Source organism: Streptomyces sp. NPDC107528 (assembly GCF_055639295.1).
Genome location: NZ_JBVKAV010000008.1, coordinates 182,430 through 208,856 on the forward strand (window position 1 = coordinate 182,430; position 26,427 = coordinate 208,856).

General features: G+C 71.4%; 25 protein-coding genes and 2 tRNA genes. 9 read left to right on the forward strand and 18 right to left on the reverse strand.

What is annotated here, in order from left to right; genetic code table 11:
- Positions 1-105: 105 nt before the first annotated feature.
- The 7 genes from ACZ7L5_RS25745 to ACZ7L5_RS25775 all read right to left on the reverse strand — a co-directional run bounded on the left by ACZ7L5_RS25745 (position 106) and on the right by ACZ7L5_RS25775 (position 6,528).
- Positions 106-179, reverse strand: a tRNA-Lys gene (locus tag ACZ7L5_RS25745).
- On the reverse strand, positions 170-745 hold the full coding sequence (locus tag ACZ7L5_RS25750) for a bifunctional DNA primase/polymerase (protein ID WP_471519118.1): 576 nt from the start codon (positions 743-745) through the stop codon (positions 170-172). The genes ACZ7L5_RS25745 and ACZ7L5_RS25750 overlap by 10 nt, the downstream gene beginning before the upstream one ends.
- Positions 746-858: 113 nt before the next feature.
- Complete coding sequence (locus tag ACZ7L5_RS25755) at positions 859-1,224, reverse strand: hypothetical protein (RefSeq protein ID WP_328881444.1); 366 nt, start codon at positions 1,222-1,224, stop codon at positions 859-861.
- 151 nt (positions 1,225-1,375) lie between these two features.
- Complete coding sequence (locus tag ACZ7L5_RS25760) at positions 1,376-2,713, reverse strand: AAA domain-containing protein (protein WP_471519120.1); 1,338 nt, start codon at positions 2,711-2,713, stop codon at positions 1,376-1,378.
- The gene (locus tag ACZ7L5_RS25765; RefSeq protein ID WP_471519122.1) at positions 2,710-4,314 is read right to left on the reverse strand and encodes a hypothetical protein; all 1,605 of its coding nucleotides are present in this window, start codon (positions 4,312-4,314) and stop codon (positions 2,710-2,712) included. The genes ACZ7L5_RS25760 and ACZ7L5_RS25765 overlap by 4 nt, the downstream gene beginning before the upstream one ends.
- Positions 4,305-5,531, reverse strand: coding sequence for a hypothetical protein (locus ACZ7L5_RS25770; protein ID WP_471519124.1), 1,227 nt, complete (start codon positions 5,529-5,531; stop codon positions 4,305-4,307). Before ACZ7L5_RS25770 ends, ACZ7L5_RS25765 begins: the two co-directional genes overlap by 10 nt.
- Complete coding sequence (locus ACZ7L5_RS25775) at positions 5,482-6,528, reverse strand: phosphatase PAP2 family protein (protein WP_471519126.1); 1,047 nt, start codon at positions 6,526-6,528, stop codon at positions 5,482-5,484. The genes ACZ7L5_RS25770 and ACZ7L5_RS25775 overlap by 50 nt, the downstream gene beginning before the upstream one ends.
- Positions 6,529-6,712: 184 nt before the next feature.
- Between ACZ7L5_RS25775 and ACZ7L5_RS25780 the strand changes: the two genes are divergently transcribed.
- Positions 6,713-7,309 carry a histidine phosphatase family protein gene (locus ACZ7L5_RS25780; protein WP_471519128.1) on the forward strand — a complete coding sequence of 199 codons (597 nt, stop codon included), beginning with the start codon at positions 6,713-6,715 and terminating at the stop codon, positions 7,307-7,309.
- A gap of 28 nt (positions 7,310-7,337) precedes the next feature.
- On the opposite strand, the gene ACZ7L5_RS25785 is transcribed toward ACZ7L5_RS25780, so the two are convergent.
- Entirely contained in the window at positions 7,338-8,843 is a 1,506-nt protein-coding gene (locus ACZ7L5_RS25785; RefSeq protein ID WP_471519130.1) for a hypothetical protein, read from the reverse strand.
- Between the two features lie 292 nt (positions 8,844-9,135).
- On the opposite strand from ACZ7L5_RS25785, the gene ACZ7L5_RS25790 reads away from it, so the two are divergent.
- Both ACZ7L5_RS25790 and ACZ7L5_RS25795 read left to right on the forward strand, forming a co-directional pair.
- On the forward strand, positions 9,136-9,576 hold the full coding sequence (locus tag ACZ7L5_RS25790) for a hypothetical protein (RefSeq protein ID WP_363037643.1): 441 nt from the start codon (positions 9,136-9,138) through the stop codon (positions 9,574-9,576).
- A 46-nt stretch (positions 9,577-9,622) separates the two neighbouring features.
- On the forward strand, positions 9,623-10,492 hold the full coding sequence (locus tag ACZ7L5_RS25795; RefSeq protein WP_471519132.1) for a spermidine synthase: 870 nt from the start codon (positions 9,623-9,625) through the stop codon (positions 10,490-10,492).
- Positions 10,493-10,514: 22 nt separating this feature from the next.
- On the opposite strand, the gene ACZ7L5_RS25800 is transcribed toward ACZ7L5_RS25795, so the two are convergent.
- Positions 10,515-11,036, reverse strand: coding sequence for a hypothetical protein (locus ACZ7L5_RS25800; RefSeq protein WP_363037647.1), 522 nt, complete (start codon positions 11,034-11,036; stop codon positions 10,515-10,517).
- 138 nt (positions 11,037-11,174) lie between these two features.
- Here ACZ7L5_RS25800 and ACZ7L5_RS25805 point away from each other — a divergent pair, with 138 nt between their 5' ends.
- From ACZ7L5_RS25805 to ACZ7L5_RS25815, 3 genes are all read left to right on the forward strand, one after another.
- Positions 11,175-11,864 (forward strand): response regulator transcription factor, encoded by a 690-nt coding sequence (locus ACZ7L5_RS25805; RefSeq protein ID WP_471519134.1) that lies wholly within the window; start codon positions 11,175-11,177, stop codon positions 11,862-11,864.
- Positions 11,861-13,264 carry a sensor histidine kinase gene (locus ACZ7L5_RS25810; RefSeq protein WP_471519136.1) on the forward strand — a complete coding sequence of 468 codons (1,404 nt, stop codon included), beginning with the start codon at positions 11,861-11,863 and terminating at the stop codon, positions 13,262-13,264. Before ACZ7L5_RS25805 ends, ACZ7L5_RS25810 begins: the two co-directional genes overlap by 4 nt.
- Positions 13,265-13,371: 107 nt before the next feature.
- A complete protein-coding gene (locus ACZ7L5_RS25815; protein ID WP_471519138.1) occupies positions 13,372-14,838 on the forward strand; it encodes a glycoside hydrolase family 18 protein in 1,467 nt (488 codons plus the stop codon).
- Positions 14,839-14,915: 77 nt separating this feature from the next.
- On the opposite strand, the gene ACZ7L5_RS25820 is transcribed toward ACZ7L5_RS25815, so the two are convergent.
- From ACZ7L5_RS25820 to ACZ7L5_RS25835, 4 genes are all read right to left on the reverse strand, one after another.
- Entirely contained in the window at positions 14,916-16,334 is a 1,419-nt protein-coding gene (locus ACZ7L5_RS25820) for a GH1 family beta-glucosidase (RefSeq protein WP_471519494.1), read from the reverse strand.
- A 193-nt stretch (positions 16,335-16,527) separates the two neighbouring features.
- Positions 16,528-17,430 (reverse strand): carbohydrate ABC transporter permease, encoded by a 903-nt coding sequence (locus ACZ7L5_RS25825; protein ID WP_365059010.1) that lies wholly within the window; start codon positions 17,428-17,430, stop codon positions 16,528-16,530.
- A complete protein-coding gene (locus tag ACZ7L5_RS25830; protein WP_363047069.1) occupies positions 17,427-18,455 on the reverse strand; it encodes a carbohydrate ABC transporter permease in 1,029 nt (342 codons plus the stop codon). The genes ACZ7L5_RS25825 and ACZ7L5_RS25830 overlap by 4 nt, the downstream gene beginning before the upstream one ends.
- Complete coding sequence (locus ACZ7L5_RS25835) at positions 18,452-19,777, reverse strand: ABC transporter substrate-binding protein (protein WP_471519141.1); 1,326 nt, start codon at positions 19,775-19,777, stop codon at positions 18,452-18,454. The genes ACZ7L5_RS25830 and ACZ7L5_RS25835 overlap by 4 nt, the downstream gene beginning before the upstream one ends.
- A gap of 347 nt (positions 19,778-20,124) precedes the next feature.
- Here ACZ7L5_RS25835 and ACZ7L5_RS25840 point away from each other — a divergent pair, with 347 nt between their 5' ends.
- On the forward strand, positions 20,125-21,180 hold the full coding sequence (locus ACZ7L5_RS25840) for a LacI family DNA-binding transcriptional regulator (RefSeq protein ID WP_471519143.1): 1,056 nt from the start codon (positions 20,125-20,127) through the stop codon (positions 21,178-21,180).
- Positions 21,181-21,238: 58 nt separating this feature from the next.
- On the opposite strand, the gene ACZ7L5_RS25845 is transcribed toward ACZ7L5_RS25840, so the two are convergent.
- From ACZ7L5_RS25845 to ACZ7L5_RS25865, 5 genes are all read right to left on the reverse strand, one after another.
- The gene (locus tag ACZ7L5_RS25845; protein ID WP_471519145.1) at positions 21,239-21,748 is read right to left on the reverse strand and encodes a GNAT family N-acetyltransferase; all 510 of its coding nucleotides are present in this window, start codon (positions 21,746-21,748) and stop codon (positions 21,239-21,241) included.
- A gap of 101 nt (positions 21,749-21,849) precedes the next feature.
- Positions 21,850-21,922, reverse strand: a tRNA-His gene (locus ACZ7L5_RS25850).
- A 127-nt stretch (positions 21,923-22,049) separates the two neighbouring features.
- Positions 22,050-22,652, reverse strand: coding sequence for an oligoribonuclease (gene orn, locus ACZ7L5_RS25855; protein ID WP_363037659.1), 603 nt, complete (start codon positions 22,650-22,652; stop codon positions 22,050-22,052).
- A 101-nt stretch (positions 22,653-22,753) separates the two neighbouring features.
- Positions 22,754-23,983: a GlxA family transcriptional regulator gene (locus ACZ7L5_RS25860; protein WP_328881462.1), complete on the reverse strand. Its 1,230-nt coding sequence runs from the start codon at positions 23,981-23,983 to the stop codon at positions 22,754-22,756.
- Positions 23,984-24,360: 377 nt separating this feature from the next.
- Positions 24,361-24,678 (reverse strand): hypothetical protein, encoded by a 318-nt coding sequence (locus ACZ7L5_RS25865; RefSeq protein ID WP_362382840.1) that lies wholly within the window; start codon positions 24,676-24,678, stop codon positions 24,361-24,363.
- Between the two features lie 350 nt (positions 24,679-25,028).
- On the opposite strand from ACZ7L5_RS25865, the gene ACZ7L5_RS25870 reads away from it, so the two are divergent.
- Both ACZ7L5_RS25870 and ACZ7L5_RS25875 read left to right on the forward strand, forming a co-directional pair.
- Positions 25,029-25,556, forward strand: coding sequence for a universal stress protein (locus ACZ7L5_RS25870; protein WP_328881464.1), 528 nt, complete (start codon positions 25,029-25,031; stop codon positions 25,554-25,556).
- 149 nt (positions 25,557-25,705) lie between these two features.
- Positions 25,706-26,272: a GPR1/FUN34/YaaH family transporter gene (locus ACZ7L5_RS25875; protein WP_471519148.1), complete on the forward strand. Its 567-nt coding sequence runs from the start codon at positions 25,706-25,708 to the stop codon at positions 26,270-26,272.
- Positions 26,273-26,427: the final 155 nt, after the last annotated feature.

Sequence of the window (26,427 nt, forward strand, 5' to 3'; positions counted from 1 at the left end):
CGGGTCGGACTCGAACCCCGGACCCCCAGCCGCCCCTGCCCTACGGGGCCGGGAGCTCCCTCAAATGCGAAGGCCCCCCGCTTCCGCGAGGGGCTTCACTGTCTGTGCGCCGCCAGGGACTCGAACCCCGGACCCGCTGATTAAGAGTCAGCTGCTCTAACCAACTGAGCTAGCGGCGCCTGCTGACGTCGTAGACCTTAGCACCCTGATCGGGGTGGGGAAAAATCGATATCCGAACGGCAGCGCGAGCCGCTCGCACGGCCGCCCAGACCAGTACCTCGGGGCCCGGCAACCAGGGATTACGGGTGTCGGGAGCGACCAGCCAGCGGGAGCCGGAGGGGGCGTCGGAGGCGCACTCGCCAGGGACGGTCACCGCGTCTCCGGCGCCGTGGCACAGGAGCGGCGGGACGTCGCCCACGCGGCCGAACTCCTCCCACCGCAGCAGCGAGGGCAGCCGCTGGGCCGTGCCCGGCGCGGCGAACAGCAGCATCCGGCCCCGGAGCATCGCCACCGGCCCCGATCCCGGGCCTTCCTCCCAGAGCCGGTCGACCATGCGCCGGCCGAAGATCGAGGGTGCGCTCACGACGTCGAAGACGGAACCGCAGCCCAGGACCACGGGGGCCGTCGGCCGCTCGTCCCAGAGCGCCCGGGTGCTGCGCGGATACGGTTCTGCGGAAGCGAGCCAGGCGGCGCCGTCCGCGGTGAGGGAGGCGGGCGATAACGGGGCGTTGCGTGTGCTGCTCATGGCAGATACATCTACCGACGGTGAGCGCTTGCTTCCCGAGAGTTCCCGGAAACCGGGACAGGGCGGGGTGGCAGGGCGTATCTTGCCCGCCCACCTGGCATATGCCATGGGGGTCACACGGGATCGACGTGCCCCGGTCCCTCGACTCCCCGCATCAGATCCCTGCCGAACTCCACCATCTTCTTGGCGTAGTCCTCGGTCCACTCGGCCCGCGCGGCGATGTCGGCGGGCGTCAGCCGGTCGAAGCGCCGGGGATCCGCCAGCTGGGCCGCCGCGATGGCCTGGAACTCCATCGCACGGTCCGTCGCCGCCCGGAACGCCTGCGTCAGCTCGGTCGCCCGCGCCAGCAGCGCCTGCGGGTCGTCGATCGACTCCAGGTCGAAGAAGTGCTCCGGGTCGGAGGCCGCCTGCGCGGGCTCGAAGAGCAGGGGCGCGGGGCGTAGCCGCGGTTCGTTCCGACGCGGCGTGGGCTCCGCCATGTCTTGTCCTCCTCGTACGTCACCGATCTCGTAAGTCACCGTCCTCCGCCCCTGCAAGCGGAGGCATCCCCAGCGGACCGGCCCACCGTCCATTGTCCCGCGTCCACGCAAGTGGGCACCGGGCGCAGGTCAGAGGCACGGTCACCGCGTCCTACCCGGGCCGCCACGCCACCCGATGCTCGGCGAGTCGCGCCAGCACCGCGTGATTCGCCTCCCAGCCATCCGGAAACTTCACCACCGTCCCCAGTTGCACCGGCTCCGTCGACGGATAGTCGTCCAGCAGCTCGCTCACTCCTGCCCGGCACACCACGATGCACGCGTGGCGGTGGCGGGAGGCGAGGACGCACAGGCGGCCGGTCTCCAGGTGGAAGGCCGTGGCGTCGGGGCGGCCGGAGAGGGGGTGGAGGACCACGGTCACGTCGTACTCGCGGCCCTGCAGGCGATTCGCCGTGTCCACGGTGACGTCCGTCACCCCCAGCTCGGTCAGGGCCGCCCGGACAGCCGCCGCCTGGTCCCGGTGGGCCGTGCCGACCGCGACCCGGTCGGCCGTGAGGGGCGCGGGATCCGGCGAGCGTTCCGACGTCGCCGCGCCGCCCCGGTCCAGCAGGCGCCGTACGACCGTCGCGACCGCCCGTACCGCCTCGGGGTCGGTGCGCGGGGTGTGCCGGGCGGGCAGCTCCAGCAGGCCCCAGCCCGACCGAGCCGCCTCGTCGATCACCCGGTCCGGGCCCGAGCCGTCCGACGGGACCGCGAAGGCCAGGCTGCGGTCGCCGTGGTCCGTGCCGCTGCGGAAGGGGGTATACGGGTAGAAGGCGTCGGAGACCAACGGTGCGGCGGAGGCCGGGAGGCGCCAGGAGACCGGCAGCCGGTGCTGGGGCAGTTCCGGATTGTGGGCCAGAAGCGTGGTCACGGCGGACCCGGAAGGGTCGTACGACAGGCCCGCCCACTGCTCGCTGCCGACGATGGAGAAGGGGTCCAGCTGACCCGGGTCGCCGACGAACAGCGCCCGTTCGAAGAGGCCGGCCACCGCGAGCAGCGAGTCCGAGCGCATCTGGTACGCCTCGTCGACGATCGCGTGCCGCCATGGCTCGTCGACCTTGACGTGCGCCCACTTGGCCGCCGTCGAGATGACGACCGACAGGCCGCTCAGGTCGCCCGCCTTCGCCGACTTCCGTACGTTCGGCAGGTCGTCCAACGCCTTGTCGTACGGGTCGGCGTCGCTGCTGTGCAGGCGCCCCACCGGCAACTCGGGGTTCTTCTCGGCGAGCCTGAGCACCAGGTCGTCGACCTGGGCGTTGGTCTGCGCGACGACCATCAGCGGGCGCCCGGCGTCGGCGAGTTCGAGGGCCGCGCGGACGACGAGCGTGGACTTGCCGGCGCCGGGTGGGGAGTCCACGACGACACCGCGCGCGGTGCCGTGCAGCGTGTCGTGGAGGATCGCGTCGGTGGCCTCCGTCGCCGCGGCGCCGGGGTTGAACACGGCCGTCACAGGACGTCCTCCTGAGTCAGCGGATCGGCGGCCTCGGACACCTGCTCCCCGGGCGGCCCGCCGTGCGTCCACGGCGTCTCCTCCGGATCGGGCAGCTTCGCGCCGCCGCGCTGCTCGTGCTCGAACAGCGTGAAGCAGACCAGGTCGCCCTTCTCCGGCACCGACCCCTCCTCCGGCTCCTTGCCGCGGCCCATCTTGTCGAGCACCCGCAGCACCATCAGCGCGCCGTCATCCCCGAAGTCCCCCTCGTAGCCGACGAACTCCGCCGACTGAGGCTTCCCACCCAGCGACCGGAACACCTTGGCGCGCTCGCCCAAATGCGGCCGGTCATCCGTGCGAACGGTCACCAGGGGGCGCGGACTGGGCCGCTTGCCCTCGCTGTACGCCATGACGACATCGGTGACCTCGCCCGCGAACGCCTCCCCGGCCAGCCGCCGCCCCGCCATCATCAGCGGGTCGTCGAGCGCCTCCTGCGCCTCCAGCCGGGCCTGTTCGCGCTCGCGCGCGGCGAGCTTGTTGGCTGCGGTGACCGCGTCGTCGCGGCGCGGCTGCGGCGGCTCGCCGGCCACGACGCGGTCGCGGTGGCCGGTGAACGACCAGCGGTCCCGGGTCCACCGCTCCTCGACCCGCCCGGCCTCGGGCAGCTCCCGCACCAGGTCGAGGCCCCGCCACACCGCGTCCCAGGTGGGCCGGGTCCGGCTCGCGACGAGGGCCCGGATCTCCCGCTCGGCGGCGGTCAGGTCCCCGAGCCGGTCATCGGCCTCCAGCCCGTCCTCGGCGGCGGCGAGGGCCGTACGCGCGCGGTCGTAGCGCTCGATGGCCGGGGCGAGCAGCTTGTTGTCGAAGGCCGGGTCGGTGGCGGGACCGGCGGGCGGGCACAGCAGTTGGCCGTCCCGGTCCCGCGCGAGCTCCGCGCGCAGGGCCGCCTCGGCGCCCGTCTCGCCCTCCGGCGGGGCGATCCACGCGAGCAGCGCGCCCAAGTGCTGGTCCTCCAGGGTGGACTGGCCGGTCGCCCAGTGCCGGGTCAGCACGTCCGTCATGGCCAGCAGCAGCGAGGAGCCCGGCACGCGGGCCCGCTCGCCGAAGTGGGTCAGCCAGCGGCCGAGCAACGGCACGCGCGGGGGCGCGGGATACGGCGTCTCCGGGTCCTGCTCCGCCGTACGCCGGAAGCGCATGGAGCGGCCGAGAAGGCGCACGAAGTCGACGCCCGCGCGGCTCGGCACGATCAACTGCGGGGCGTCCGCGCACAGTTCGACCTCGACCTTGACCCGCTTGCCGGTCTCCGGATCGGTTTCGCTGCGCTCGGCGGCCTCGACGTCCTCGGCGAAGGCGTCGAGGTACGGCAGGACGACGTCCGCCAGCTCGGACAGGAAGCCGAACCTGAGGTCCCGGTCGCGCGGCTGCGCTACGACCAGCAGGTGCGGGGCGTCCCGGTCCGTGCCGACCAGCGCGCCGAGCGGGGCGCCGGCCTCACCGGCGGTGGTCAGCGGCACGAGGACCAGGGGCCGCTCGGACAGGTGCCGGTGGCGGACTGTGGCGGCGGGCTGGGCGCGGCCCGTGCTGACGGCTTCGAGGCGGGCGAGGGTGGAGATCAGTGACACGCGGCCACCGCCTCCTTGCCGAAGGCACCGGCGTCCCGGCCGAGGTCCCGGGCGTCCCGGCCGAGGGCCTCGGCTCGCAGCCACGCGGCCCTGCGCAGGGCCGCCACCGCCGGGTCGGCCGGGTCGCCGGACTCGCCGCGGGCCGCCGAAAGGACGCCCTCGACCGTCGTCAGGTCGCCCAGCTCGGCCCGCACCGAACGGCCCAGCGATGTCACCGCGCCGGACGCGCGCGAGCGGGAGCGGCAGTGGAAGGCCAGCTCGCACGCGGACAGGCACTCGGGCGCGTAGGTCGCCGGGACCGACTCGACGGCGGCCGTCAGGTCGGCCTCGGGCAGCTCGGGGGAGAAGCAGGTGCCGTCGGGGAGCGTGTCGGCGATGTCCTCGATGCGGGTCAGGCGGGCCAGCTGGCGGGCGGTCACCGCGCGCTGCTTGCGGACGTCGACGGCCGAGGCTGTGGGGAGGTTGGAGAAGTCCTTCGGGCAGACGAGCAGGATCCGGTGGCGCACGCGCGGTGCGGGTGCGCTGTCCGAGGCGCTCCCCGGCCCGGGCGACCGGGTCTCCGGCTCCGCGCCGAGCCGGCCGGCGATCTGCTCCAGCGCCAGCACGTACACCGCCGCCTGCCGCGCGGCCGCGCCCACCTTCGCCGGGTCCGCGGAACCGTCCAGCATCGGGAAGGACTTGATCTCCACGACCGTCCAGCTGCCGTCCGGGTGCACGACCACGGCGTCCGGCTCCAGGAAGGCCGGCGACCCGGCGACGTCCAGCGCGAGCATGGGGTGGTCGAGCAGGGTCCACTCGCCGCGTGCCTCGGTGGCCTCGCGCAGCGCCAGTGCCGTACGGGCCGTGCGGCCCTCGGGTCCTGACGCGACGAGCTCGGGCACACGCGCGTGGGCGGGCGGTTCGGCACCGCGGTCCAGCTTCTCGTGGACCAGGCGCAGCAGCTCCGCGCCGCCGTCCGCCTTGACCTTGGCCTCGAAGGCGTTGCCACGTGTGAAGGCGAACTGTGACTGTCCGAAGACCGCCGGCGAGCCCAGCGCGCTCGCCAGCGCGGCCTTGTTCACCCCGGCGCCGTCCAGGATGGCTCTGCGCTTGCAGCCGGGGTTGGCGGCGAGGGCGGCCAGGGCGCGTGCGTCCAGCGCCTTGGCCGGGACTTCGGGACCGCGCAGCTCAGCGAGCCGGTGCCGGAGCGCCGTCCCCCGCGTCCTGGGGAGAGGCACTCGGCTCGGCTCCGGATCCGAACCGGGACTCGCGCTGCCGTGGAATTCGCTCACCCGCGGAAGTCTGGCATCCGCCACTGACAATTGAGGAAGAAGCGTCGGCTGAGCCCCTCCCGACCGAGGCGCCGGAGCCGCTCGTGACCGTGGCGGCGGCGCGGCTCGGGACCATGGCGTCGGCGCCCCTCGTGACCGTGCCGACGGAGGCCGTCGCGACGGGTGCGGCCACCGCGAAGCGCGCCCGGACCCGGTCCGCGGTGCGCAGGACGTACGGCGTCAGCAGCAGCCCGGCGCCCATCACGGCGGCGCCTGCCACCGCGTCGAGGAAGTAGTGGTTGGCGGTGCCCATCACCACGATCGTCGTGATCAGGGGGTACGCGACGGCCGCGACCTTCGTGAGGCGCGTCCCGCCGTACCGCCACAGCATCACCCCGCACCACAGCGCCCAGCCGACGTGCAGGCTCGGCATGGCCGCGTACTGGTTCGTCATGCCGCCGAGGCCCTTGGGCGCGCTCGCCTCGCCGCCCCACCAGCCGTACGAGCTGTACTGCGCCATCGTGTCCACGAAGCCGTAGCTCTCGGCGAGCAGCCGGGGCGGGCAGGTGGGCAGCAGGGTGAAGCCGATCAGGCCTATGAAGGTCGACGTCATCAGCCAGGTGCGGGCCGCGCGGTAGTGCACGGTGCGGGACCGGAAGATCCAGACCAGCAGGACGGGCGTGACCAGGTAGTGCAGCGACGCGTACCAGAAGTCCGCCGGGACGCCGATCCAGGGCTCGCGGGTGAACAGGCGGTTGAGCGGGTGCTCCGCGTTCAGGTGCAGGGCCTTTTCGATGTCCAGGATCGCCAGGCCGTGGTCGACGGCGTGCGAGACGTCGCCCCGGGCGAGCAGTCGGCCCGCCGAGTAGCAGGCGTAGACCAGCAATATCAGCGGCAGCTCGGTCCACCAGCGCAGGCGGGTCCGCGGCGTCGCCTCCACGCCAGCTATTTCGGCGTGTGGCATCCGATCGCCTCCCCCTTCTTGTCAGCGCCCGGTTGACCGGCCGTACCACTTTACGGTGTATGCGCGAGCCCCCTTCGGGCGCCCCGGCCCTCAAGACGCAGAGATCGCCCACCGGGTTGCCCGGGTGCGGCGTGCGCGATGATGGACACATTCCGCTGCTCGTATCTCCCGGAAAGGCCCCTTCATGGCACCGCGCATCCTGCTCGCCCGGCACGGACAGACGGCGTGGTCGCTGTCCGGCAAGCACACGGGCAGGACCGATGTGCCGCTCCTGGACGAGGGCCGCCAGGGCGCGAAACTGCTCGGTGAACGCCTGCACCGGCCGCCGTACGACGGGCTGGCGGGGGTCGAGATCCGCACCAGCCCGCTGTCACGCGCGCGTGAGACGTGCGAACTCGCCGGCTTCGGGGAGCGCGCGCGTAGCTGGGACACACTCATGGAGTGGGACTACGGCGCCTACGAGGGCATGACTCCGGCGGACATCCAGGCCGTCCGCCCCGGCTGGCTCATCTGGCGCGACGGCGTGCCCGAGGGCGAGACCCTGTCCGAGGTGGCGGCCCGGGCCGACGAGGTGGTGGCTTGGGCGCGCGAGGCGGACCGGGACGTGCTGGTCTTCGCGCACGGGCACATCCTGCGGTCCATAGGCGCGCGCTGGCTGGGGCTGCCGCTCGACTTCGCGGCACGGATACGGCTCAACCCGACGTCACTGTCGGTGCTCGGATGGGCCTACGGAGAGCCGGCGATCGAGAGCTGGAACGACCTGGGGCACCTGGCCGGATAGCGCGCCCGGCGGTGTGGCCCGCGGGCGGTCACGCCGTGCGCGGCACGCTCGCGTGGCGTTCCAGGAACGCCGACACCCCACGCGCCCTGCGGTGCGGCAGCAGCACCCGAGCCGTCCCGGCCAGCATCGTCTGCACCCGCGACGACTGCACCTGGTCCAAGAGGTCCAGCACCCGCATCCCGGCCGTCGCGGCCTCATCGGGACGGCCCCCACGGGCCAGGTCGTCCGCCAGTTCCGCCGTGTAGAGGGCGATGTTGCGCGTGAAGTGCGGGTCCTGGAGCTGCGCCGCCCGCCCCGCGTGCCGCGCGGCCCGCTGCCAGTTGCCCAGCATCGACCAGCACTGCGCCTCCAGGATCTCCAGCTCGGCCTCGCCGTAGAAGCTCATCCACTCGGGGTCGGCGTCCGCGTGTCCCCGGTCGTAGAGGGCGTGCGCGCGGGCGAGGGCCTGTTCGCAGCCGACGCGGTCGGCGAGCCCCGCCCAGCCGCCGGCCTCGCGCAGCGCCAGCAGCGACATCAGGCGCGAGGAGCCCAGGGGCCGCGCGACGCGTTGCGCGGCCTGCGCCGCCCGCACGGCCTCCCGCGGCCGGCCCGCGTCCCGCGCGAGGAAGGACGTGTTGCAGAAGGCGTGCGCCTCCAGCGCCGGGTCGCCCGCCATCCGGGCCGTGGCCAACGCCTCCGCGTAGTGCGAGCGAGCGTCGTCGAACCGTCCCGAGTCGTGCGCCAGCCACCCCACCGAGATGGCCAGTTCACCGGCGCCCGAATGGATCCGGTCGCCGGTCGCCTGCCGGGTCGTACCGGCGTCGAGCAGCTCGTACGCCGCACGCAGCGGAGCGGCCGCGCGCCGGTAGAGGCCGTCGGCCCCGTGCCGGTCGTCGAGCAGCCGGATACGGCGTACGGCCTCCTCCAACGCGTCCGCCTCGCGGCCCCCGACACGTCTGATTGGACGCTCCGCGGCCGCGGCGTCGAAGGTGAGCCCCAGGGGGCCCAGCGAGGCGGCGGCCACCGTGGCGCCCCCGCCGGTCATGAATGCGCGACGCAGCACGTCGCTCTCCTCGTGGATCTCGTCGTTCTCGTGGTTCTGATCTGCTCCGTAAGCGGCGTACGCGGCGTACGGGTCGTGCGGGTCCTGCGGGTTCAGCGAGTCCTTCTGGTCATACGGCTCGTGGGCCCCCCACGTCTCACTCGTGACGCACACCGGGCTCGTGAGGTGCACGAGGGGCGCATCCTCGTCGGCGCGCGCCCGGCGTCCGCGTACGGACGAGCGGGGCGCGAAGCCGAGGTCGGTGAGCGTGCGGCCGGGGAACATGTGCAGGAACACCCGCTCGTACGCGTAGTTGGGGCAGCGGATCTCGCCTGCCTCGACCCGCCCGACGTAACGAGCGTCACAGCTGACCCGCTCGCCGATCTCGCGCGCGGCCCGTCGTACCGCCGCGGCGAACTCGGCCGGCGAGCGCTGTCCGCGCAACTGCCGGAACGCGAGATTCGGCCGTGGCGGCCTGGGGGACTGGGACGAGGTCAGCTCTGACGACGCCATGGCCGGGTCCTCTCGTGCGAACCGTCGAACCATGCCGGAATCCGGGCGAGTTGAACGGAATGTCCGTGCCGGGTATCCGTACCGAATATCCGTGTGATGCCCTTGCTTCCAGCGGGCAAGAACGTACCTGCTGTAGCGGAGCCGCCACGCAGTGTTTGGCTACAAAACGGATATCTCATACAGGATCTGCCATGAACTGCCATCCTTTGCGGCGGACTTCCGCCGTAGCCGTTGACGCCGCGCCGCGTTGAACTCTTCGGACTGCAAAAGGGGTTCCGTGGTGGAGGTCGGGATGAAGACCAGCCAGAGCATCGCTCCGCATACGCCGTCGACGACGGTGGGGCACGCACCGACCGCACAGTGCAGCGAGCCGCCGGAGGCGGGCTGCGACGTGGTCACGGTTCCGGCGCGGCAGGGCCTGGAGGCGGTCGACATCCTGCGGCGGGGCGCGACCGGGGAGGCCGTGGGCCCCGTCCTGCACGACGACGACTGCGACACCCTCGGCTTCGTGGTCCCGCCGGGCACCGCTGCCGCCTGGGACGTGCCCGGCAGCACCTGCACGGAGACCGACGGCCGGGGGATGAGCCTGAACCTGAACCCCGAACCGCCCGTCGAGGGCTCGGACTGGCTCCTGCCGCCCGGGGACGCCGACCTGGCGACGGATCCCGCGGTGCTGCGGGCGGCGCTGGGGGAGGCCGCGCGGTTGATCGAGGCGGCCGACAACTGCAGCTGACGCCGCTGCCCGGGCGGCGCCGCCTCCCACTTGCGACAATGACCCAATGAGCAAGCCCAGGAAAGCCCGGCGCCGGTCGGCCGCAGTCGATGCCGTCGTCGAGCGGGTCGACGGAGGGCTCGCCGAGCTGATACCCGACCCGGACCGTGCTCGGGCCTGGACGCTCCTCATCGACGGCGCTCCCCAGTCGCACGTCGATCTCGACGACCCCGCCCACCTCTCCTTCGAATACCAGCGCCGCCTCGGTCACGTCATCGACCTCGTGGCCCCACCCGGCAAACCCGTACAGGCCGTGCACCTCGGCGGTGGCGCTCTCACGCTCGCCCGCTACGTCGCCGCCACCCGCCCCCGTTCCACCCAGCAGGTCGTCGAGCGGGACGGCGCCCTCGTCCAACTGGTGAGGCGGGAGCTGCCGTTGGATCCGAACGCCCGGATCCGGGTGCGGTCGGTGGACGCCCGGGACGGGCTCGCCAAGGTGCCCGACGGGTGGGCCGACCTCGTCATCGCCGACGTGTTCAGCGGGGCCCGGACCCCCGCCCACCTGACCTCGACGGAGTTCCTCGACGACGTGCGCAGGGCCTTGAGACCCGGCGGCGTCTACACCGCCAACCTCGCCGACGGGCCGCCGCTCGCGCATCTGCGCGGCCAGATCGCCACCGCCGCCGCCCGGTTCGCCGAGTGCGCGCTGGTCGCCGACCCGACCGTGCTGCGCGGCAAACGCTTCGGCAACGCGGTTCTCGTCGCCGCCGACCGGCCCCTCCCGGTCGCCGAACTGACCCGCCTCGCCGCCTCCGACCCGCACCCGGGACGGGTCGAACACGGCAGGTCCCTCACCGACTTCACCGGCGGTGCCGCAGCCGTCACCGACGCGGCGGCAGTCGCCTCACCGGCGCCGCCGGCCTCCGTCTTCCGATGAGCCGGCGCAAGCGCGGGGGCGGTCAGTAGGTCCCGATCTCCACCCGCGGCGGCCCGTCGTGCCACGTGCAGAACACCGACACCCGGTCCGCGCCGGAGCCGAACTCCACCCGGATCCACGTCTCCGTCTTCCACACCTGCATCGACCAGCCCGCGCCAGGGGTGGCGGAGACGAGCGTCGCGGAGGTCTCGCCGATGTCGAAGACCGCGCGGCCGCCGTCGGTGTCATAGCTCTTGACCTGGCCGGACGTGGTGGGGGAGGGGTTGGTGCTCTTCGGCGGCGTCTTCGACGGGGCCGGAGTGCGGGGCGTCCCGGTCGGCTTCGGCGAGGGACTGGTGGGAGCCTTCGAGGGGGTCGGCCGGTTCGTGGACGAGGCCAGCGGCTTCGACTCCTGTGTCGTCCCGTCGGCCGCCGTGATGGGCAGGGCGCGCGGCCGGTCGTACACCGTGCCGGCCATCACCGTGTGGACACCCCACCACGACAGCGTGACCGCCGCGCCCGTGGCGAGCGACCAAGCCAGTACGTGTACGAGTCCTCTGCGCATCGCGGGCCATACTGCCTCACACGTCCCGGACGTGTCGCGCCGTCGCCCCACGGCGGCCATGGACGCCGAGTTGTCCACAGGGGGCGAGTTGTCCACAGGCCCGGACCGGGTTCGGGCACATGGCGTACGGTGCGGCGCATGGCAAGTGTGCTCGTGGTCGAGGACGACCAGTTCGTGCGCTCGGCGCTGATCCGGCACCTGACCGACGCCACCCACACGGTGCGCAGCGTCGGCACGGCACTGGAGGCGCTGCGCGAGGTCGCCCATTTCCGCTTCGACGTCGTCATCCTCGACCTCGGTCTGCCCGATCTGGACGGCTCCGAGGCGCTGAAGATGCTGCGCGGCATCACGGACGTACCTGTGATCATCGCCACCGCACGGGACGACGAGGCGGAGATCGTCCGGCTGCTGAACGCGGGGGCGGACGACTATCTGACCAAGCCGTTCTCGGTGGAGCACCTGTCGGCCCGGATGTCCGCAGTGCTGCGCCGGGCCCGCTCCGGCGGCGGCGAGGCGGCCCCCTCCAGCGTGCTGCGCGTGGGCGGCCTGACCGTCGACCCCCTGCGCCGCCAGGCCGAGTTGGACGGCGCGAGCCTCGACCTCACCCGCCGCGAGTTCGACCTGCTCGCCTTCCTGGCCGGACGCCCCGGGGTCGTCGTCCCGCGCAAGGAGCTGCTCGCCGAGGTGTGGCAGCAGTCGTACGGCGACGACCAGACCATCGACGTCCATCTGTCCTGGTTGCGCCGCAAACTGGGCGAGACCGCCGCCAACCCGCGCTATCTGCACACCCTGCGCGGCGTCGGCGTGAAGCTGGAGCCGCCGCGATGAGATGGGCACTGGTCAAGGTCTGCCTGGCGGTCACCGTCATGGTCGTGGTCGCATTCGCCGTCCCGCTCGGCCTGGTCATCAGGGAGATGGCCCGCGACCGCGCCTTCTCCAACGCCGAGCGGGAGGCCGCCGCCGTCGCCCCGGCGCTGTCCATCACCACCGACCGGGACCAGCTGGAGCGGGTCGTCGCCTCGGCCGGGTCGGACGCGGGCATGGCCGTGCACATACCGGCCTCCGGTGACGAAGCCGCCGTCGACCTCGGCCGGCAGCGCGCCGCCGCCGACGACATCGCGACCGTCCGACGGCTGGGCCGCGCCTCGACCACCGAGGTCGCGGGCGGGTCCACGCTGCTCCAGCCGGTCGCGCTGAGCTCCGGCGAGATCGCCGTCGTCGAGGTGTACGTCCCCGAGGCGGAGGTCACCAACGGCCTCACCACGGCCTGGGCCGTGCTCGCCGCAGTCGGCCTCGCCCTGATCGTCGGGTCGGTCGCAGTCGCCGACCGGCTCGGCGTACGGATGGTGCGGCCCGCGCAGCGACTGGTCGAGGGCGCGCACGAGCTGGGGGAGGGCAAGCTGGGCGCCCGGGTGCCGGAGGAGGGGCCAAACGAACTGCGGCTGGCGGCCGTCGCGTTCAACTCGATGGCCGACCAGGTCGTACAACTCCTCGCGAACGAGCGTGAGCTGGCGGCCGACCTGTCCCATCGCCTGCGGACCCCGCTGACCGTGCTGCGGCTGAACGCGGCGTCGCTCGGGGACGGTCCGGCCGCCGAGCAGACCAGGGCCGCCGTCGCCCAACTGGAGCGCGAGGTCGACACGATCATCCGTACGGCCCGGGAGGCCAAGCCGCAGACGGTGGCGGCGGGCCCGGGCGCCGGGTGCGACGCGGCCGAGGTGGTGCGCGAGCGCATGGCGTTCTGGTCGGCGCTGGCGGAGGACGAGGGCCGCAAAGTGCGGGTGGCGGGCGTGGACCGGCCGGTGCGGATACCCGTGGCCCGGGCGGATCTGGCGGCCGCGCTGGACGCCCTGCTCGGCAACGTCTTCCGGCACACGGCCGAGGGCACCGCGTTCGCGGTCGACGTGCACAACGGCGAGGACGCGGTGATCGTGCTCGTCTCCGACGCGGGGCCCGGCATAACCGACCCCGAGGCGGCGATGGCGCGCGGGCGGGGCTCGGGCAGTGCCGGGTCGACCGGCCTCGGGCTGGACATCGTGCGGCAGCTCGCGGAGTCGACTGGCGGGGACGTACGGATCGGGTCGTCGGTGCTCGGCGGGACCGAGGTGCGGATCTGGATCCAGCTGGACGCGCGGGCGCCGGTGCGCAGGGGCCACCGGGGTTCGGTACGCCGTCGCCGGCCGGGCAGATTGGTCTCGACCTTTAACCGCCCCCGATCCCTTCCTTAAGCGCACCCTAAGGTCCCCAACCCTCGCCCGGATCAGGCTGTTTGCCCGATTCGAGATCGCTAGCGTGCTGCCGCACCCCCACCCCGAACAGCAAAGGCAGACACGCGATGAGCACCCACCGGCGCAAGGTCAGCGGCAGGAACAAAGCGATCGGCGGTCTCGTCGCCGCGGCCGTGGTCGGCGGCGCCGCGCTCGTGTTCACCGGCACCGCGCAGGCGGCAGGGATCGGAGCGGCGTACACGAAGACCAGCGACTGGTCGACGGGTTACACCGCGCAGTACGTCGTCACGAACAACAGCGGTCAGGCGCAGCAGGACTGGAAGCTGGAGTTCGACCTGCCGTCGGGCTCGAAGCTGAGCTCGCTGTGGAACGCCGAGTCGAGCGTGAGCGGGCAGCACGTCACCGCGACGCCGCCGAAGTGGGACAAGGACGGGCTGGCCGCCGGCGAGTCGGTGACGGTCGGCTTCGTCGTCAACGGCACGGGCGCTCCGGCGGGCTGTCTGATCGACGACGCGAAGTGCTCCGCGGACGACAGTGCGACACCCGAGCCGAGCGGCCGCCCGACGGCCACCGAATCCGCCCCGCCGAAGCCGACGGCCACCCCCACCCGGTCCGCGACCCCCACGCAGTCCGCGACCTCCACCGCCAAGCCCTCGCAGACCCCCGGCTCCGGAACCGCCGCCACCGCCGGCTTCGCCCCGTACATCGACACATCCCTCTACCCGGCCTTCGACATGGTCGCGAGCGCGGCGGCGACCGGCGTGAAGGACTACAACCTCGCCTTCGTCACCGACGGCGGCGGCTGCACCCCGAAGTGGGGCGGCGTCACCGACCTCGGCACCGACGCGGTGGCCGCGCAGATCGGTGACCTGCGCGCCAAGGGCGGCGACGTCCGCGTCTCCTTCGGCGGCGCCGCAGGCAGCGAGCTGGCGACGACCTGCTCCTCGGCGGACGCGCTGGCGGCGGCGTACGAGAAGGTCGTGAGCGCGTACAAGCTGACCAAGGTCGACTTCGACGTCGAGGGCGGCGCGCTGCCGGACAAGGCGGCCAACACCCGCCGCGCCCAGGCGATAGCCGAGCTCCAGGCGGACCACCCCGACCTGGACGTCTCCTTCACCCTCCCCGTCATGCCCGAGGGCCTGACGCAGCCCGGCGTCGACCTCCTCGCCGACGCCAAGAAGAACGGTGTGCAGATCGACACGGTCAACATCATGGCGATGGACTACGGCCCCGCGTACAGCGACGACATGGGCACCTACGCCGAGCAGGCGGCCACCGCCACCCAGGCCCAGGTCAAGAGCGTGCTCGGGCTCTCCGACAGCGCGGCCTGGAAGACGGTCGCCGTCACCCCGATGATCGGCGTCAACGACGTCGTCACCGAGATCTTCAAGGTGGACGACGCCACCCAGCTGGTGAACTTCGCCAAGTCCAAGGGCCTCGGCTGGCTGTCCATGTGGTCGGCGACCCGCGACAAGCAGTGCGCGGGCGGCGAGAAGCCGGCGGCGGACGCGACGTGCAGCTCGATCCTCCAGGAGAAGTTCGCGTTCTCGAAGGCGTTCGCGGCCTACAACTGACTAATCAACCGGATCCATCGAGCCCACGGGGGCGTGCCCCGGCCGGTCTTCCCCCCATCCGGCCGGGGCCGATCCGTCTAGATCTCCGGTTCCACCGCCGGCAACATCCCCGTCCGAGCCGCCTCCCCGTACCAGTACGCACTGGACTTCGGCGTCCGGGCGAGCGTCGAGTAGTCGACGTACACCGCACCGAACCGCTTGCTGTACCCGTACGCCCACTCGAAGTTGTCCATCAGGGACCACAGGTAGTAGCCCCGGACGTCGGCGCCGTCGGCGATCGCGCGGCGGACCGCGGAGAGGTGGCCGTGGAGGTAGGCGATGCGCTCGGGGTCGTGGACGCGGCCGTCGGGGTCGGGCTTGTCGTCGTAGGCCGCGCCGTTCTCGGTGATGTAGAGGGGCAGGCCCGGAGCCTCCCGGGAGTAGCGCATGATCAGCTCGTGCAGGCCGGTCGGGTCGATGGTCCAGCCCATCTCCGTGCGCTCACCCGGGGTCTGGTGGAACAGCACGTCGTCCGCGCCCGGCCACGGCGAGTGCTCGCTCGCCCCGTGGCCGTCCGCCCGCGGGCCACTGACGTCCGTCTCGGCCGCCGACACCAGCGCCGGTGTGTAGTAGTTCAGGCCCAGGGCGTCCAGCGGCTGGTTGATCGCCGCGAGGTCGCCGTCGAGGACGTACGACCAGTCCGTCACCAGCTCCGTCGCCGCGTAGAGCGTCTCCGGGTAGACGCCGTGCAGGATCGGGCCGTGGAAGATCCCGTTGGCCAGGTCCTCGATCTTCCGGGCCGCCACCAGGTCCGCCGGGTCCTGCGAAAGCGGCCGGACCACCGAGGAGTTGAGGCTGAGCGCCACCGAGTTGCGGGCCGGCATGACCGAGCGCAGGGCCGAGGTGCTCAGGCCGTGCGCGAGGTTGAGGTGGTGGGCCGCCCGCAGCGAGGCCGCCGGTTCCGTACGGCCCGGCGCGTGCACGCCCGACCCGTAGCCCAGGAAGGCGCTGCACCACGGCTCGTTCAGCGTGATCCACTGCTCCACACGGTCACCGAGCGCCTCGCCGACGATCTGCGCGTACTCGGCGAACCGGTACGCCGTGTCGCGCTCCGGCCAGCCGCCCGCGTCCTCCAGCTCCTGCGGCAGGTCCCAGTGGTAGAGGGTGACGGCCGGCTTGATGCCGTGCGCGAGCAGCTCGTCCACCATCCGACGGTAGAAGTCCAGGCCCCGCTGGACGGCCGGGCCGCGGCCCGTGGGCTGCACGCGCGACCAGGAGATCGAGAAGCGGTACGCGGTGAGGCCGAGCTCGGCCATCAGCGCCACGTCGTCGCGGTAGCGGTGGTAGTGGTCGACAGCGATGTCACCGTGCTCGCCGCCGGCGGTGCGCCCCGGCGTGTGACTGAAGGTGTCCCAGATCGACGGGGTACGGCCGTCCTCGCGCACCGCCCCCTCGATCTGGTACGCGGACGTCGCGGCGCCCCAGAGGAAGGCGGGCGGAAACGACACGGAGGTCATGGGCTCAGGCATGGAAGCGCTCCCATAGGGGGTCGTGGAGACCGACGGGTAGGAGGGGAGGGGGGGCAACGGGATACGGGGATCAGGGGCTGAGGGGATGAGGGGCTGAGGGGATGAGACCGAGGGGATGAGGGGCCGAGGCGGCAATGACCCGGCCCCGAGAGACGTACTGGAAGGGCGATATGACCGCAGGTCAGCCCTTGATCGCGCCCTGCATGATGCCGCCCACGATCTGCTTCCCGAACAGCAGGAAGGCGATCAGCAGCGGCAGCGTGCCGAGCAGGGCCCCCGCCATGATCACCGCTTGGTCGGGAACGTAACCGGTGCCGAGCGAGTTGAGGGCGACCTGCACGGTCGGGTTCTCCTGGTTCAGGGCGATGATCGGCCACAGGAAGTCGTTCCAGGCGAACACGAAGGTCAGCAGGCCGAGGACGGCCATCGCGGGCCGGGCGGCCGGGAACACCACATGCCAGACGACCCGCAGACTGCTCGCGCCGTCCACCCGCGCCGCCTCGATCAGCTCGCTCGGCAGCGCCTGCACCAGGTACTGCCGCATGAAGAACGTACCGAAGGCCGTGCACAGCGTCGGCAGGATGACCGTCTGCAGCTGGTTCGACCAGCCGAGGTCCGCCATCCACAGATACAGCGGTACGACCGCCAGCTGCGGCGGGATCATCATCGTGAAGATCGTCAGCAGCAGCAGGACCCCGGAGAACCGGAACCGCAGCTTGGCGAAGGCGAAACCGGCCAGCGTGGCGAACAGCACCGTGCTGATGGTGATCGTGCCCGCGACGAACATGGTGTTGAACATCGCCTTTCCGAGCCCGGCCTCCTCCCACGCCCGGTCCATGTTCTTGAACAGGTTCCCGCCGAACCACAGCGGCGGCGGCGTCTCCGCGAGCCGCCGGTCCGTGCGCGAGGCCGCGATCGCCGTCCACACCAGCGGGGCCAGCGAGACGAGTGCGAAGACGGCCAGGACGACATAGGTGAGCGGACCGGCGTGCAGCTGCTTGCCCGCGCCCATCACGCGAGAGCGCCGGGGCTGCCGTACCTTCTGGGCCGGCACCTGAGGAGTCGTCAGTTCACTTGTTGTCATTGGGACTTCCTCAGCCGTCGGGACACCAGCAATTGGATCACGGCGACGATCAGCAGGATCAGGAACATCGACCAGGCGATCGCGGACGCCTTGCCGAGGTTGCCGATGATCCAGCCCTGGTCGTACATGTACAGACCGAGCGTCTGGTACTGGTGCTCGGAGCCGCCCTTCGAGCCGCTCACCCCGCCGAACAGCAGGGGCTCGCCGAAGAGCTGGGTCGCGCCGATCGTCGAGACGACGACCGTGAACAGGATCGTCGGCCGCAGCTGCGGGATCGTCACATGGATGAACTGCTGCCAGCGGTTGGCGCCGTCGATGGCGGCCGACTCGTACAGGTCGGCCGGGATCGCCTGCATGGCGGCGAGGTAGATCAGCGCGTTGTAGCCGGTCCAGCGCCAGATCACGATCGACGAGACCGCGAACTGCGAACCCCAGTCGGACTCACGCCAGTTGACCGGGTCGATACCGACGAACTCCAGCAGCCAGTTGATCATGCCGCCGTCCCAGGAGTACAGCAGCACGAACACCAGCGTCGCCGCCGCCACCGACGTGGCGTACGGGGTGAGCATCACGACCCGCCACACGGTCGAGCCGCGCAGCTTGTAGTTGAGCAGGTGCGCCAGGCCGATCGCCATCAGCAGCTGGGGCACCGTGGAGATCACGCCGATGGTGAAGGTGTTCCACAGTGCGTTCCAGAAGAAGTCCGAGGACAGCAGGTTCTGGTAGTTGTCCAGGCCGGTCCAGGTCTGGCCGTCCAGGTTCGCCAGCTGCACGTTGTGCAGCGAATACCAGGCCGTGTAGAGGAGCGGGATCAGCGAGAACGCCCCGAAGACGATGAAGAAGGGGGCGATGAACGCGTACGGCGACGCCTTCATGTCCCAGCGGTACAGCCGGCTCCGCCAGGAACTGCTCCCCGGCGGCGGCGTACCGCGACCGTGCGCGCGGCCGGCCGCGCCCGGCTGGTCACCGGGCGCGGCGTCGGCGCTCGACGCGGGGTGCGCGAGGGCCTCTTTGGAGCTGGTCACTGGCCGAGCACGTCCTTGATCTCCGCGGTGGCCGCGTCCCAGCCCTCGTCGGCGGACTTGCCCTTCTGCTCGACCTGAAGGATGCCGATGTCGGTGATCGCGGTGCCGATCGGCTGGTCCTTCGCGCCCAGGTACTGGGTCGGGATGGTCTCGGCGGAGGCGGAGAAGATCTCGGTGATCGGTGCGTCCGAGAAGTACGCCTGCGTCGCGGTCGCCGGCTTCAGACCGGAGTACGCCGACGGGGTCGACGGGAAACTGGCCTGCTTGGCGAAGACCTTCGCCTGCTGCTCGGGCGCGGTCAGCCACTTCGCCAGCTTGACGGCCTCCTTCTGGTTCTTGCTCGCCGTCGGCACGCCGACGAACGAACCGCCCCAGTTGGCCGCGGTCGGCGCCGCCGCCACGTCCCACTTGCCCTTGCCCGAGTCACCGGACTTCTCCTGGATGTAGCCGATCATCCAGGCCGGGCAGGCCACGGTGGCGAAGGTGCCGTTGGCGTAGCCCTGGTCCCACGGCTTGTCGAACTGCTTCAGCTTCGCCGACATGTCGCTGGTCGCGACCTCCATGGCGACGTTCCAGGCCTTCTTCACACCCGCGGACTTGTCCCAGACGACGTTGCCGTCCTTGTCGTAGTACCGCTCGACCTCGCCGCCGAGGGCCGCGTTGTAGACGGAGGAGGCGGAGTCCACGAACTTGGTGCCGCTGGGCGCCTTCTTCATGTACTCCTTGCCGAGGTCGACGTACTTGCCCCAGTCGCCCTTCCACTGCTCGGCGAGCTTGGCGCGGTCGGTCTCCAGACCGGCCTTCTCGAAGAGGTCCTTGCGGTAGCAGATCGCCATGGGCCCGATGTCCGTCCCGAGCCCGATCAGCTTGCCGTCCTTGGTGGTGGCCTGCGCGTTCTTCCAGTCCAGCCACTGGGACTTGTCGGCCTCCTTGCCGAGGTCGACGAACTTGTCGGCCTGCGTCTGCACGGCCTCGGTGATGTTGCCGACCTCGATCGCCTGGATGTCGTCGGTGCCGGAACCGGCCTGGAGGCGCGTCAGGGTCTTGGGCCAGTAGACGTCGGTACGGGTGGTGATGTTCTCCTTGATGGTGATGTCGGGGTTGAGCTTCATGTACTCGTCGTAGAGACCGGCCTGCTTGTAGCCGAAGACACCGAAGGTGCCGATGGTGAGCGTGGTCTTGCCGCCCCCGCCGTTGCCTCCGCCTTCGCCCGAAGAGCCGTCGTCCGAGTCCTCGGCGCAGCCGGCGAGCAGCCCTGTCGTCAGCGCGGCTGCGACCGCGAGGGTCATCAGCCGGCGGGACCCGCGGGTACTCGTGCGCATTGCGTCCTCCTGTTGCCTGACGTGCCGACCCCCCGGCCAACGGCATTGTTGGGCCCGTTAGTTCGTCATCTTGCGTCGCTGCGGCTCGGGCGGGGAACGTGCGGGATGTGTATGTGTCAGGTACTGTGGGAGCGCTCCCACAAGTGATGTGTTGAAGGGTCGTCGGTCCGGGCGGGGGTGTCAAGGGAGCGGACGCGGAGTTCTGCGTTCAGTTATCGGGCCGTTAACTGGACCGAGTTGAGCCCGTCCGGGGTCTGAGGGTGCCGGCCCTCAGCAACGGTCACTCTCCCTGGCAGGACTGTTAAATTCCAGGCCGGCGCAAAGACAACGGCGGGAAGGCGGAGCCCATGGCAACCCACGGAGCGCGGGGCCGGAGCGGCGGGCGGCCCACCCTCGAAGAGGTGGCGGCCCGCGCAGGGGTGGGCCGCGGCACCGTCTCCCGCGTGATCAACGGCTCGCCCCGGGTCAGCGACGCAACCCGCGCGGCGGTGGAAGCGGCGGTGGCGGAACTCGGCTACGTCCCCAACACGGCGGCCCGTGCCCTGGCCGCGAACCGCACGGACGCGATCGCCCTGGTCGTGCCCGAGCCGGAGACCCGCTTCTTCGCGGAACCGTACTTCTCGGACATGCTGAAGGGTGTCGGCGCCGAACTCTCCGACACCGAGATGCAGTTGCTGCTGATCTTCGCGGGCAGCGACAAGGAGCGCCGCCGCCTGGCCCAGTACCTGGCGGCACACCGCGTCGACGGCGTCCTGCTGGTCTCGGTGCACGCGGACGACCCGCTGCCGGATCTGTTGGCCCAGCTGGAGATCCCGGCGGTGATCAGCGGCCCGCGCTCGGCCGCCGAGACCCTGACGTCGGTGGACTCGGACAACTACGGCGGCGCCCGCTCGGCCGTCGAGCATCTGGTGGCCCACGGCCGCACCCGGATCGCCCACATCACCGGCCGCCTCGACGTCTACGGCGCCCAGCGCCGCGTCGACGGCTACCGCGACGCCCTGCGGGACGTGGGGTCCGGCGTGGACGAGCAGCTGATCGAGCCGGGGGACTTCACGGAGGAGGGCGGCCGGCGCGCGATGGAGGCCCTTCTCGCGCGCTGCCCCGACCTGGACGCGGTCTTCGCGGGGTCGGACGTGACGGCTGCGGGCGCCCGCCAGGCCCTGCGCGAGGTGGGCCGCCGTATCCCCGACGACGTGGCCCTCGTCGGCTACGACGACTCCGCCATCGCCCGCCACATGGACCCGCCCCTCACCAGCGTCCGCCAGCCCATCGAGGAGATGGGCCGCCGCATGATCGACCTTCTCCTCACCGAGATCGCGGACCGCCGGCCGGCGGTGTCACGGGGGTTGGAGAGGAAGCAGGTGGTGCTGGCCACGGAGCTGGTGGAGCGGGCGTCGTCGTAGCGGCGTTTCGGGCGTGTGGTGATGTCATGGGCGTGGTGACGTCAGGGGTGTGGTGATCTCAGGGGCGTAGCACCCGTCGCCATCTGGTCTCGCCGTCCTGCTCCTCGTCCGTCGGGAGCAGCCCCGCGGACCTGGCCACGGCGGCGGAGGCGAGGTGGTCGGGGTGGATGTGGGCCACGACGGTGCGGACCGGAGGCAGGGCGGCCCGCTGCCGTAGCCATGCCACCAGCCCTTGCGCCGCCTCGCGGGCGTATCCGCGTCCCTGCCACCGGGTGCCCACCACCCAGGCGATCTCCGCGGTCGTATCGCTGATCGTGGCCTGGACCGTGCCGATGAGGCGGGAGTCCGTGCGCAGGCGCAGGACCCAGTTGCACCACATGACGGACGGGTCCGGGGAGCCGGCGACCAGGCGTTCGTACCGGGTGCGCAGGGCTTCGGCGGAGAGGGGCGAGCCGCCGATGAAGGTGTGCAGGGCCGGGTCGGACAGGGCCGGGGCCATTTCCGCCGCGTGGTCGGCCCGGAGGGGGAGGAGATCCAAGCGGGGCGTGCGGATCGGTTCGGTCAGCACGGGGGTCCTCTCAACTCGCCTCAGCGTGCCGGGTCCTGTCGGTGCCGCAGAACGCGATCAGCCGGTGACCTCTGTGTCGAGGTCACCGGCTGACTGCTCAGGGTGAGTGACGGGACTCGAACCCGCGGCATCCTGGACCACAACCAGGTGCTCTACCAGCTGAGCTACACCCACCATGACCGGCGATGTCTTCCGTGGAATCCCCGACCGGCCGAGAAAAAGTGTACAGGGTCCGAAGGGGTGCTCGCGCACAGCTTTTCGCGGTGGCCCCGAGCGGCCCCCTCGTCCCCCTCCCGGACCGCTACTGAGCAGGCAGAACGTGCTTCGCGGCGATCGACTTCGCGGTGTCCGAGTCCGGGCCGGGCTGCGGTACGAAGATGGCCTCGCGGTAGTAGCGGAGTTCGGCGATCGACTCGCGGATGTCGGCGAGGGCGCGGTGGTTGCCGTTCTTCTCGGGGCTGTTGAAGTAGGCGCGCGGGTACCAGCGACGGGCCAGCTCCTTGACCGACGAGACGTCGACGATCCGGTAGTGGAGGTAGTCCTCCAGCGTCGGCATGTCGCGCAGCAGGAAGCCGCGGTCGGTGCCGACGGAGTTGCCGCACAGCGGGGCCTTGCCGGGTTCCTTCACGTGCTCGCGTACATAGGTCAGGACCTGCTCCTCGGCCTCCGCCAGCGTCGTGCCGCCGGCGAGTTCGTCGAGCAGTCCGGACGCGGTGTGCATCTGACGCACCACCTCCGGCATCGTCTCCAGCGCCGCGTCCGGCGGACGGATGACGATGTCCACGCCCTCGCCGAGGACGTTCAGCTCGGAGTCGGTGACGAGGGCGGCAACCTCGATGAGCGCGTCGTCGGACAGCGAGAGGCCGGTCATCTCGCAGTCGATCCACACCATGCGATCGTTCATGCGACCACCCTAAGGCTGACGTCCGTCTTTGGGTGCCCCGCGTCGCAGTGGGCGTGCACGAACGCCGGGCGGGCTGAGATGCCCGCCCGGCGTTCATGAGGTCACGCTCCGCTGCGCTGCCCCGGCAGGGTCGCCCGGCCTCCGATGTACAGCTCCCGCCCGTTCTCCGAGGGCGCGGGCGGGCCCACGGGCGCCGGGGTGCGGCGCGTCTGGGGCGGGACCGGGCCGCCCTCCGCGTACGGGCTGGGCGGGGGGCCCGAGGGCATCGCGCCCGGACCGACCGTGGGCTCCGAGTCCGTCGGCCGGTCGCCCTGGGGACGGCGCGCACGGTACGCCGCCCGGTACGCCGCCGGAGACGAGCCGAGCTGCCGGCGGAAGTGGCCGCGCAGTGCCACCGGGGAGCGGAAGCCGCAGCGGCCCGCCACCTCGTCCACCGAGTAGTCCGACGTCTCCAGCAGCCGCTGCGCCTGCAGCACTCGCTGGGTGATCAGCCACTGCAGCGGGGCGCTCCCGGTGAGGGAGCGGAAGCGGCGGTCGAAGGTGCGGCGGCTCATGTACGCGCGTGCCGCCAGCGTCTCGACGTCGAACTGCTCGTGCAGGTGCTCCAGCGCCCAGGCGACGACCTCGGCCAGCGGGTCGGCGCCGATCTCCTCTGGTAAAGATCGATCGAGGTAGCGCTCCTGACCGCCGGTCCGGCGCGGCGGGACCACCAGGCGGCGGGCCAGAGCCCCGGCCGCCTCGTTGCCGTGGTCCGTCCGCACGATGTGGAGGCAGAGGTCGATGCCGGCCGCCGTGCCCGCCGACGTCAGCACATCGCCGTCGTCCACGAAGAGTTCTCGCGGATCCACATGCACCGACGGATAGCGCTTGGCCAGCGTCGGTGCGTACATCCAGTGTGTCGTCGCGGGGCGGCCGTCCAACAGGCCTGCCGCGGCGAGGACGAAGGCGCCGGTGCACAGTCCGACTATGCGGGCGCCTTCCTCGTGCGCCCGACGCAGAGCGTCGAGCGCATCCTCGGGCGGTGGCGAAGTGATCGAGCGCCAGGCCGGTACTACGACCGTGCCCGCCCTCGAGATCGCCTCCAGGCCATGTGGTGCGGTGAGTTCCAGGCCTCCTGTGGTCCGCAGAGGGCCTTCCTCGCCGCCGCACACGAGCAAGCGGTAGCGCGGCACGCCGGCGTCCTGGCGGTCTATCCCGAACACCGACAGCGGTATGGAACTCTCGAAGATGGGGCCGCCGCTGAACAGCAGCACCGCGACGATCTCCTTGCGGCGTCGCCCGGAAAGCTTCCGGGCCGCGGCTTCCGGCGCGGCAGTGGAGTCGTGGCTCATACTGCTAAGCCCCCCTCGGTGGTCGCGGCTCCTCGGTTGTGTCGCTCCTGCACGTTTCCCCTTGGTCCTGCACGAGTCCCCCGCCGTAGACAGTCAAGATCGAATCTACTGTGTCGCGTCACGCCTGAGTGGCCGGTTCGGCACTCGGTAGATTGTCGACTTGGCAACTTGGCGTGAAGCATTCGATCACGAAGCGTTGCACTCCCGGGCCGTGCAGGGAAGTGCGCCTTGTCGCAGTGGCCAATCCACGTAGGGTGCGCAGGGCCCCTGAGGCCCTTTCCGTGCAGGTGGAACGGGGGTTGGGGGGTGTTCTGGGCGGGGGATGCATGCGCGCCAGAAGTTGGCCGAAAAGCAGCGTGCCCGTGCGCGGAAACCGGTCAACCGGCCGGTGTATTTCCCCCAGTGTGACGTCCGCCTCTATGAGCCCCTGTTCCGGTCCTGTGGTGACGTCCGCGGCGCCGGGGCGTCGGGCCGAACTGCTCCCCGGCCTTCAGGCGTGCCGCGCCGCGTTCCGACTGGCGCAGCAGCAGGCGGCACACGGCCGTCACGGCGGCCAGCCCGAAGGCCGTGCCGGCGGCGCCGGCGAGCGAGGTGCCGTACCAGAGGAGCACCACAGGGACGAGGACGCAGCTGAAGGCCGCCCAGCGGACCACGTCGGTGACGCTGTCCTCGGTGGGTGTGCGGGGTGCGGACATTGGGTGCGTGCTCCCTGGGCTCCCTGGGCGGTGGCTCGTGGTGATCAACGCATGTTCGAGCGGTCGGTAACTGGTACGCGGCCGTCATGACCTCCCGACGCGGGTGAACCCTGTGCAAACCGCCTGTACACCGCAGCAACCATTGCGTGACGGGCGCCCCCTCGTGCATGCTCCCTGGAACCCGCAACGACCGAGAGCGGGGATCTGGGCGAAGGAGGCGTGCCGCCGTACCCTTGGGGTATGGGGTTGGGAAGACCATTCCCGGACACAGCTCCGCCGCAGACTGCTGGATCCGTCAGCGAGCTCCGCTCGCGGGCCCACCCATAAAGGATCAATACGCCGAGACAGCCATGGCCGGTCACGAATTCTTCGAACCCGCGGACCGCAAGCGGCCCGTCGCCGACCCCACGGCGGCCGAGCCCCTGGCGGCGGAACAGCCACGCCATTCCTGCGACCCCGCTTTCAAGCACGGCGTCGTCGTCGGCTTCGACGGCTCCACCTCCAGTGAGCGCGCCCTGGCGTATGCCATCGGTATGGCTCACCGTTCCGGGTCGGGCCTGATCATCGTCCACGTCGCCAACCGGCTGCCCACCACGGTGTGGGCGGGCTGCGAGCCGCCGGTCTTCGTCGACGTGCCGGACCACCGCACCGAGGTGCTCGGCCTCGAACTCGCCTGCGCGGAGTATCTCGCCGAGGTGCCCTGGATCCTCGTCGAGCGCGGCGGAGACATCTGCCACGAACTCGAAGAGGTCGGGCGGGAGTACGAGGCGGATGCGATCGTCGTCGGTTCCACGCACGGCATCGTCGGACGGATCTTCGGCTCCGTCGCCGGGCGGCTTGCCAAGCGGGCCAAGCGTCCCGTCGTTGTCATTCCGTAACTCGCCGTTGTCCCAGGTGAGATGAGCCGTTCGGGACGTCACCCCCTTCTTGTGATACGTGAACTTACTCGCGCGTAGAGGTGTTTGTGCCTTTGTGAAGGGCATATATCGCTCACTGCACAAGTGCACATGCATGAAGGGAGCCCGCCGTGGACAACGACGTCTCTGCGGGAAGCGGAATAACCACCGTGGTCGGCCGACTCGCCCTCGGTGTCACCCTGTTGGCCTTCGGGCTGGGGTACGCCGATGTGATCGACGGCGTGTCAGCTGCTGACGCCGTATCAATCGCCCAGTACGTGGGCGGCATTGCCCTCTTCGTCGCCGGCCTGCTGGCCCTGCGCGACCATGACTCCGCGAACGGGACCGCGTTCGTGGCGCTGGGCGCCCTGTGGTTCACCTGGGCCGTCTCCGCCGACAGCCAGGTGTCCGCCAACGCGGCCGGGTTGTTCCTGCTGCTGTTCGCCCTCGTGGCGCTGACGCTGACCCTCGCGGGGGGCGACCAACTCGGTCAGGCCGCGTACGGGTTGTTCTTCGTGTCCCTGCTGCTCATGGCCATCGCCGGCTTCGCCGACAACGACGGGCTCACCAAGGTGGGCGGCTGGTTCGCCGTCGCCGCGGGTGCGGTGGCCTGGTACGCCGCGACCGCGGTTCTCGCGCACTGGCCGACCGCACTTCCGCGACGCGCTGCGGGCCGGGGGGTGACGGCCACCGGTTAGCTGCGCCGGCTGGGGAGTTGGGCGGCTCCCCGGCGATCAGAACGGACCCCCCGTGCATGGTGGCATCACGTGGGGGTCCGTTCCTGTTTCGTCGGCCTGTGCGGGTGCGTGGGGGCTTGTCGCGCAGTTCCCCGCACCCCTGAAGACAGGGGCTG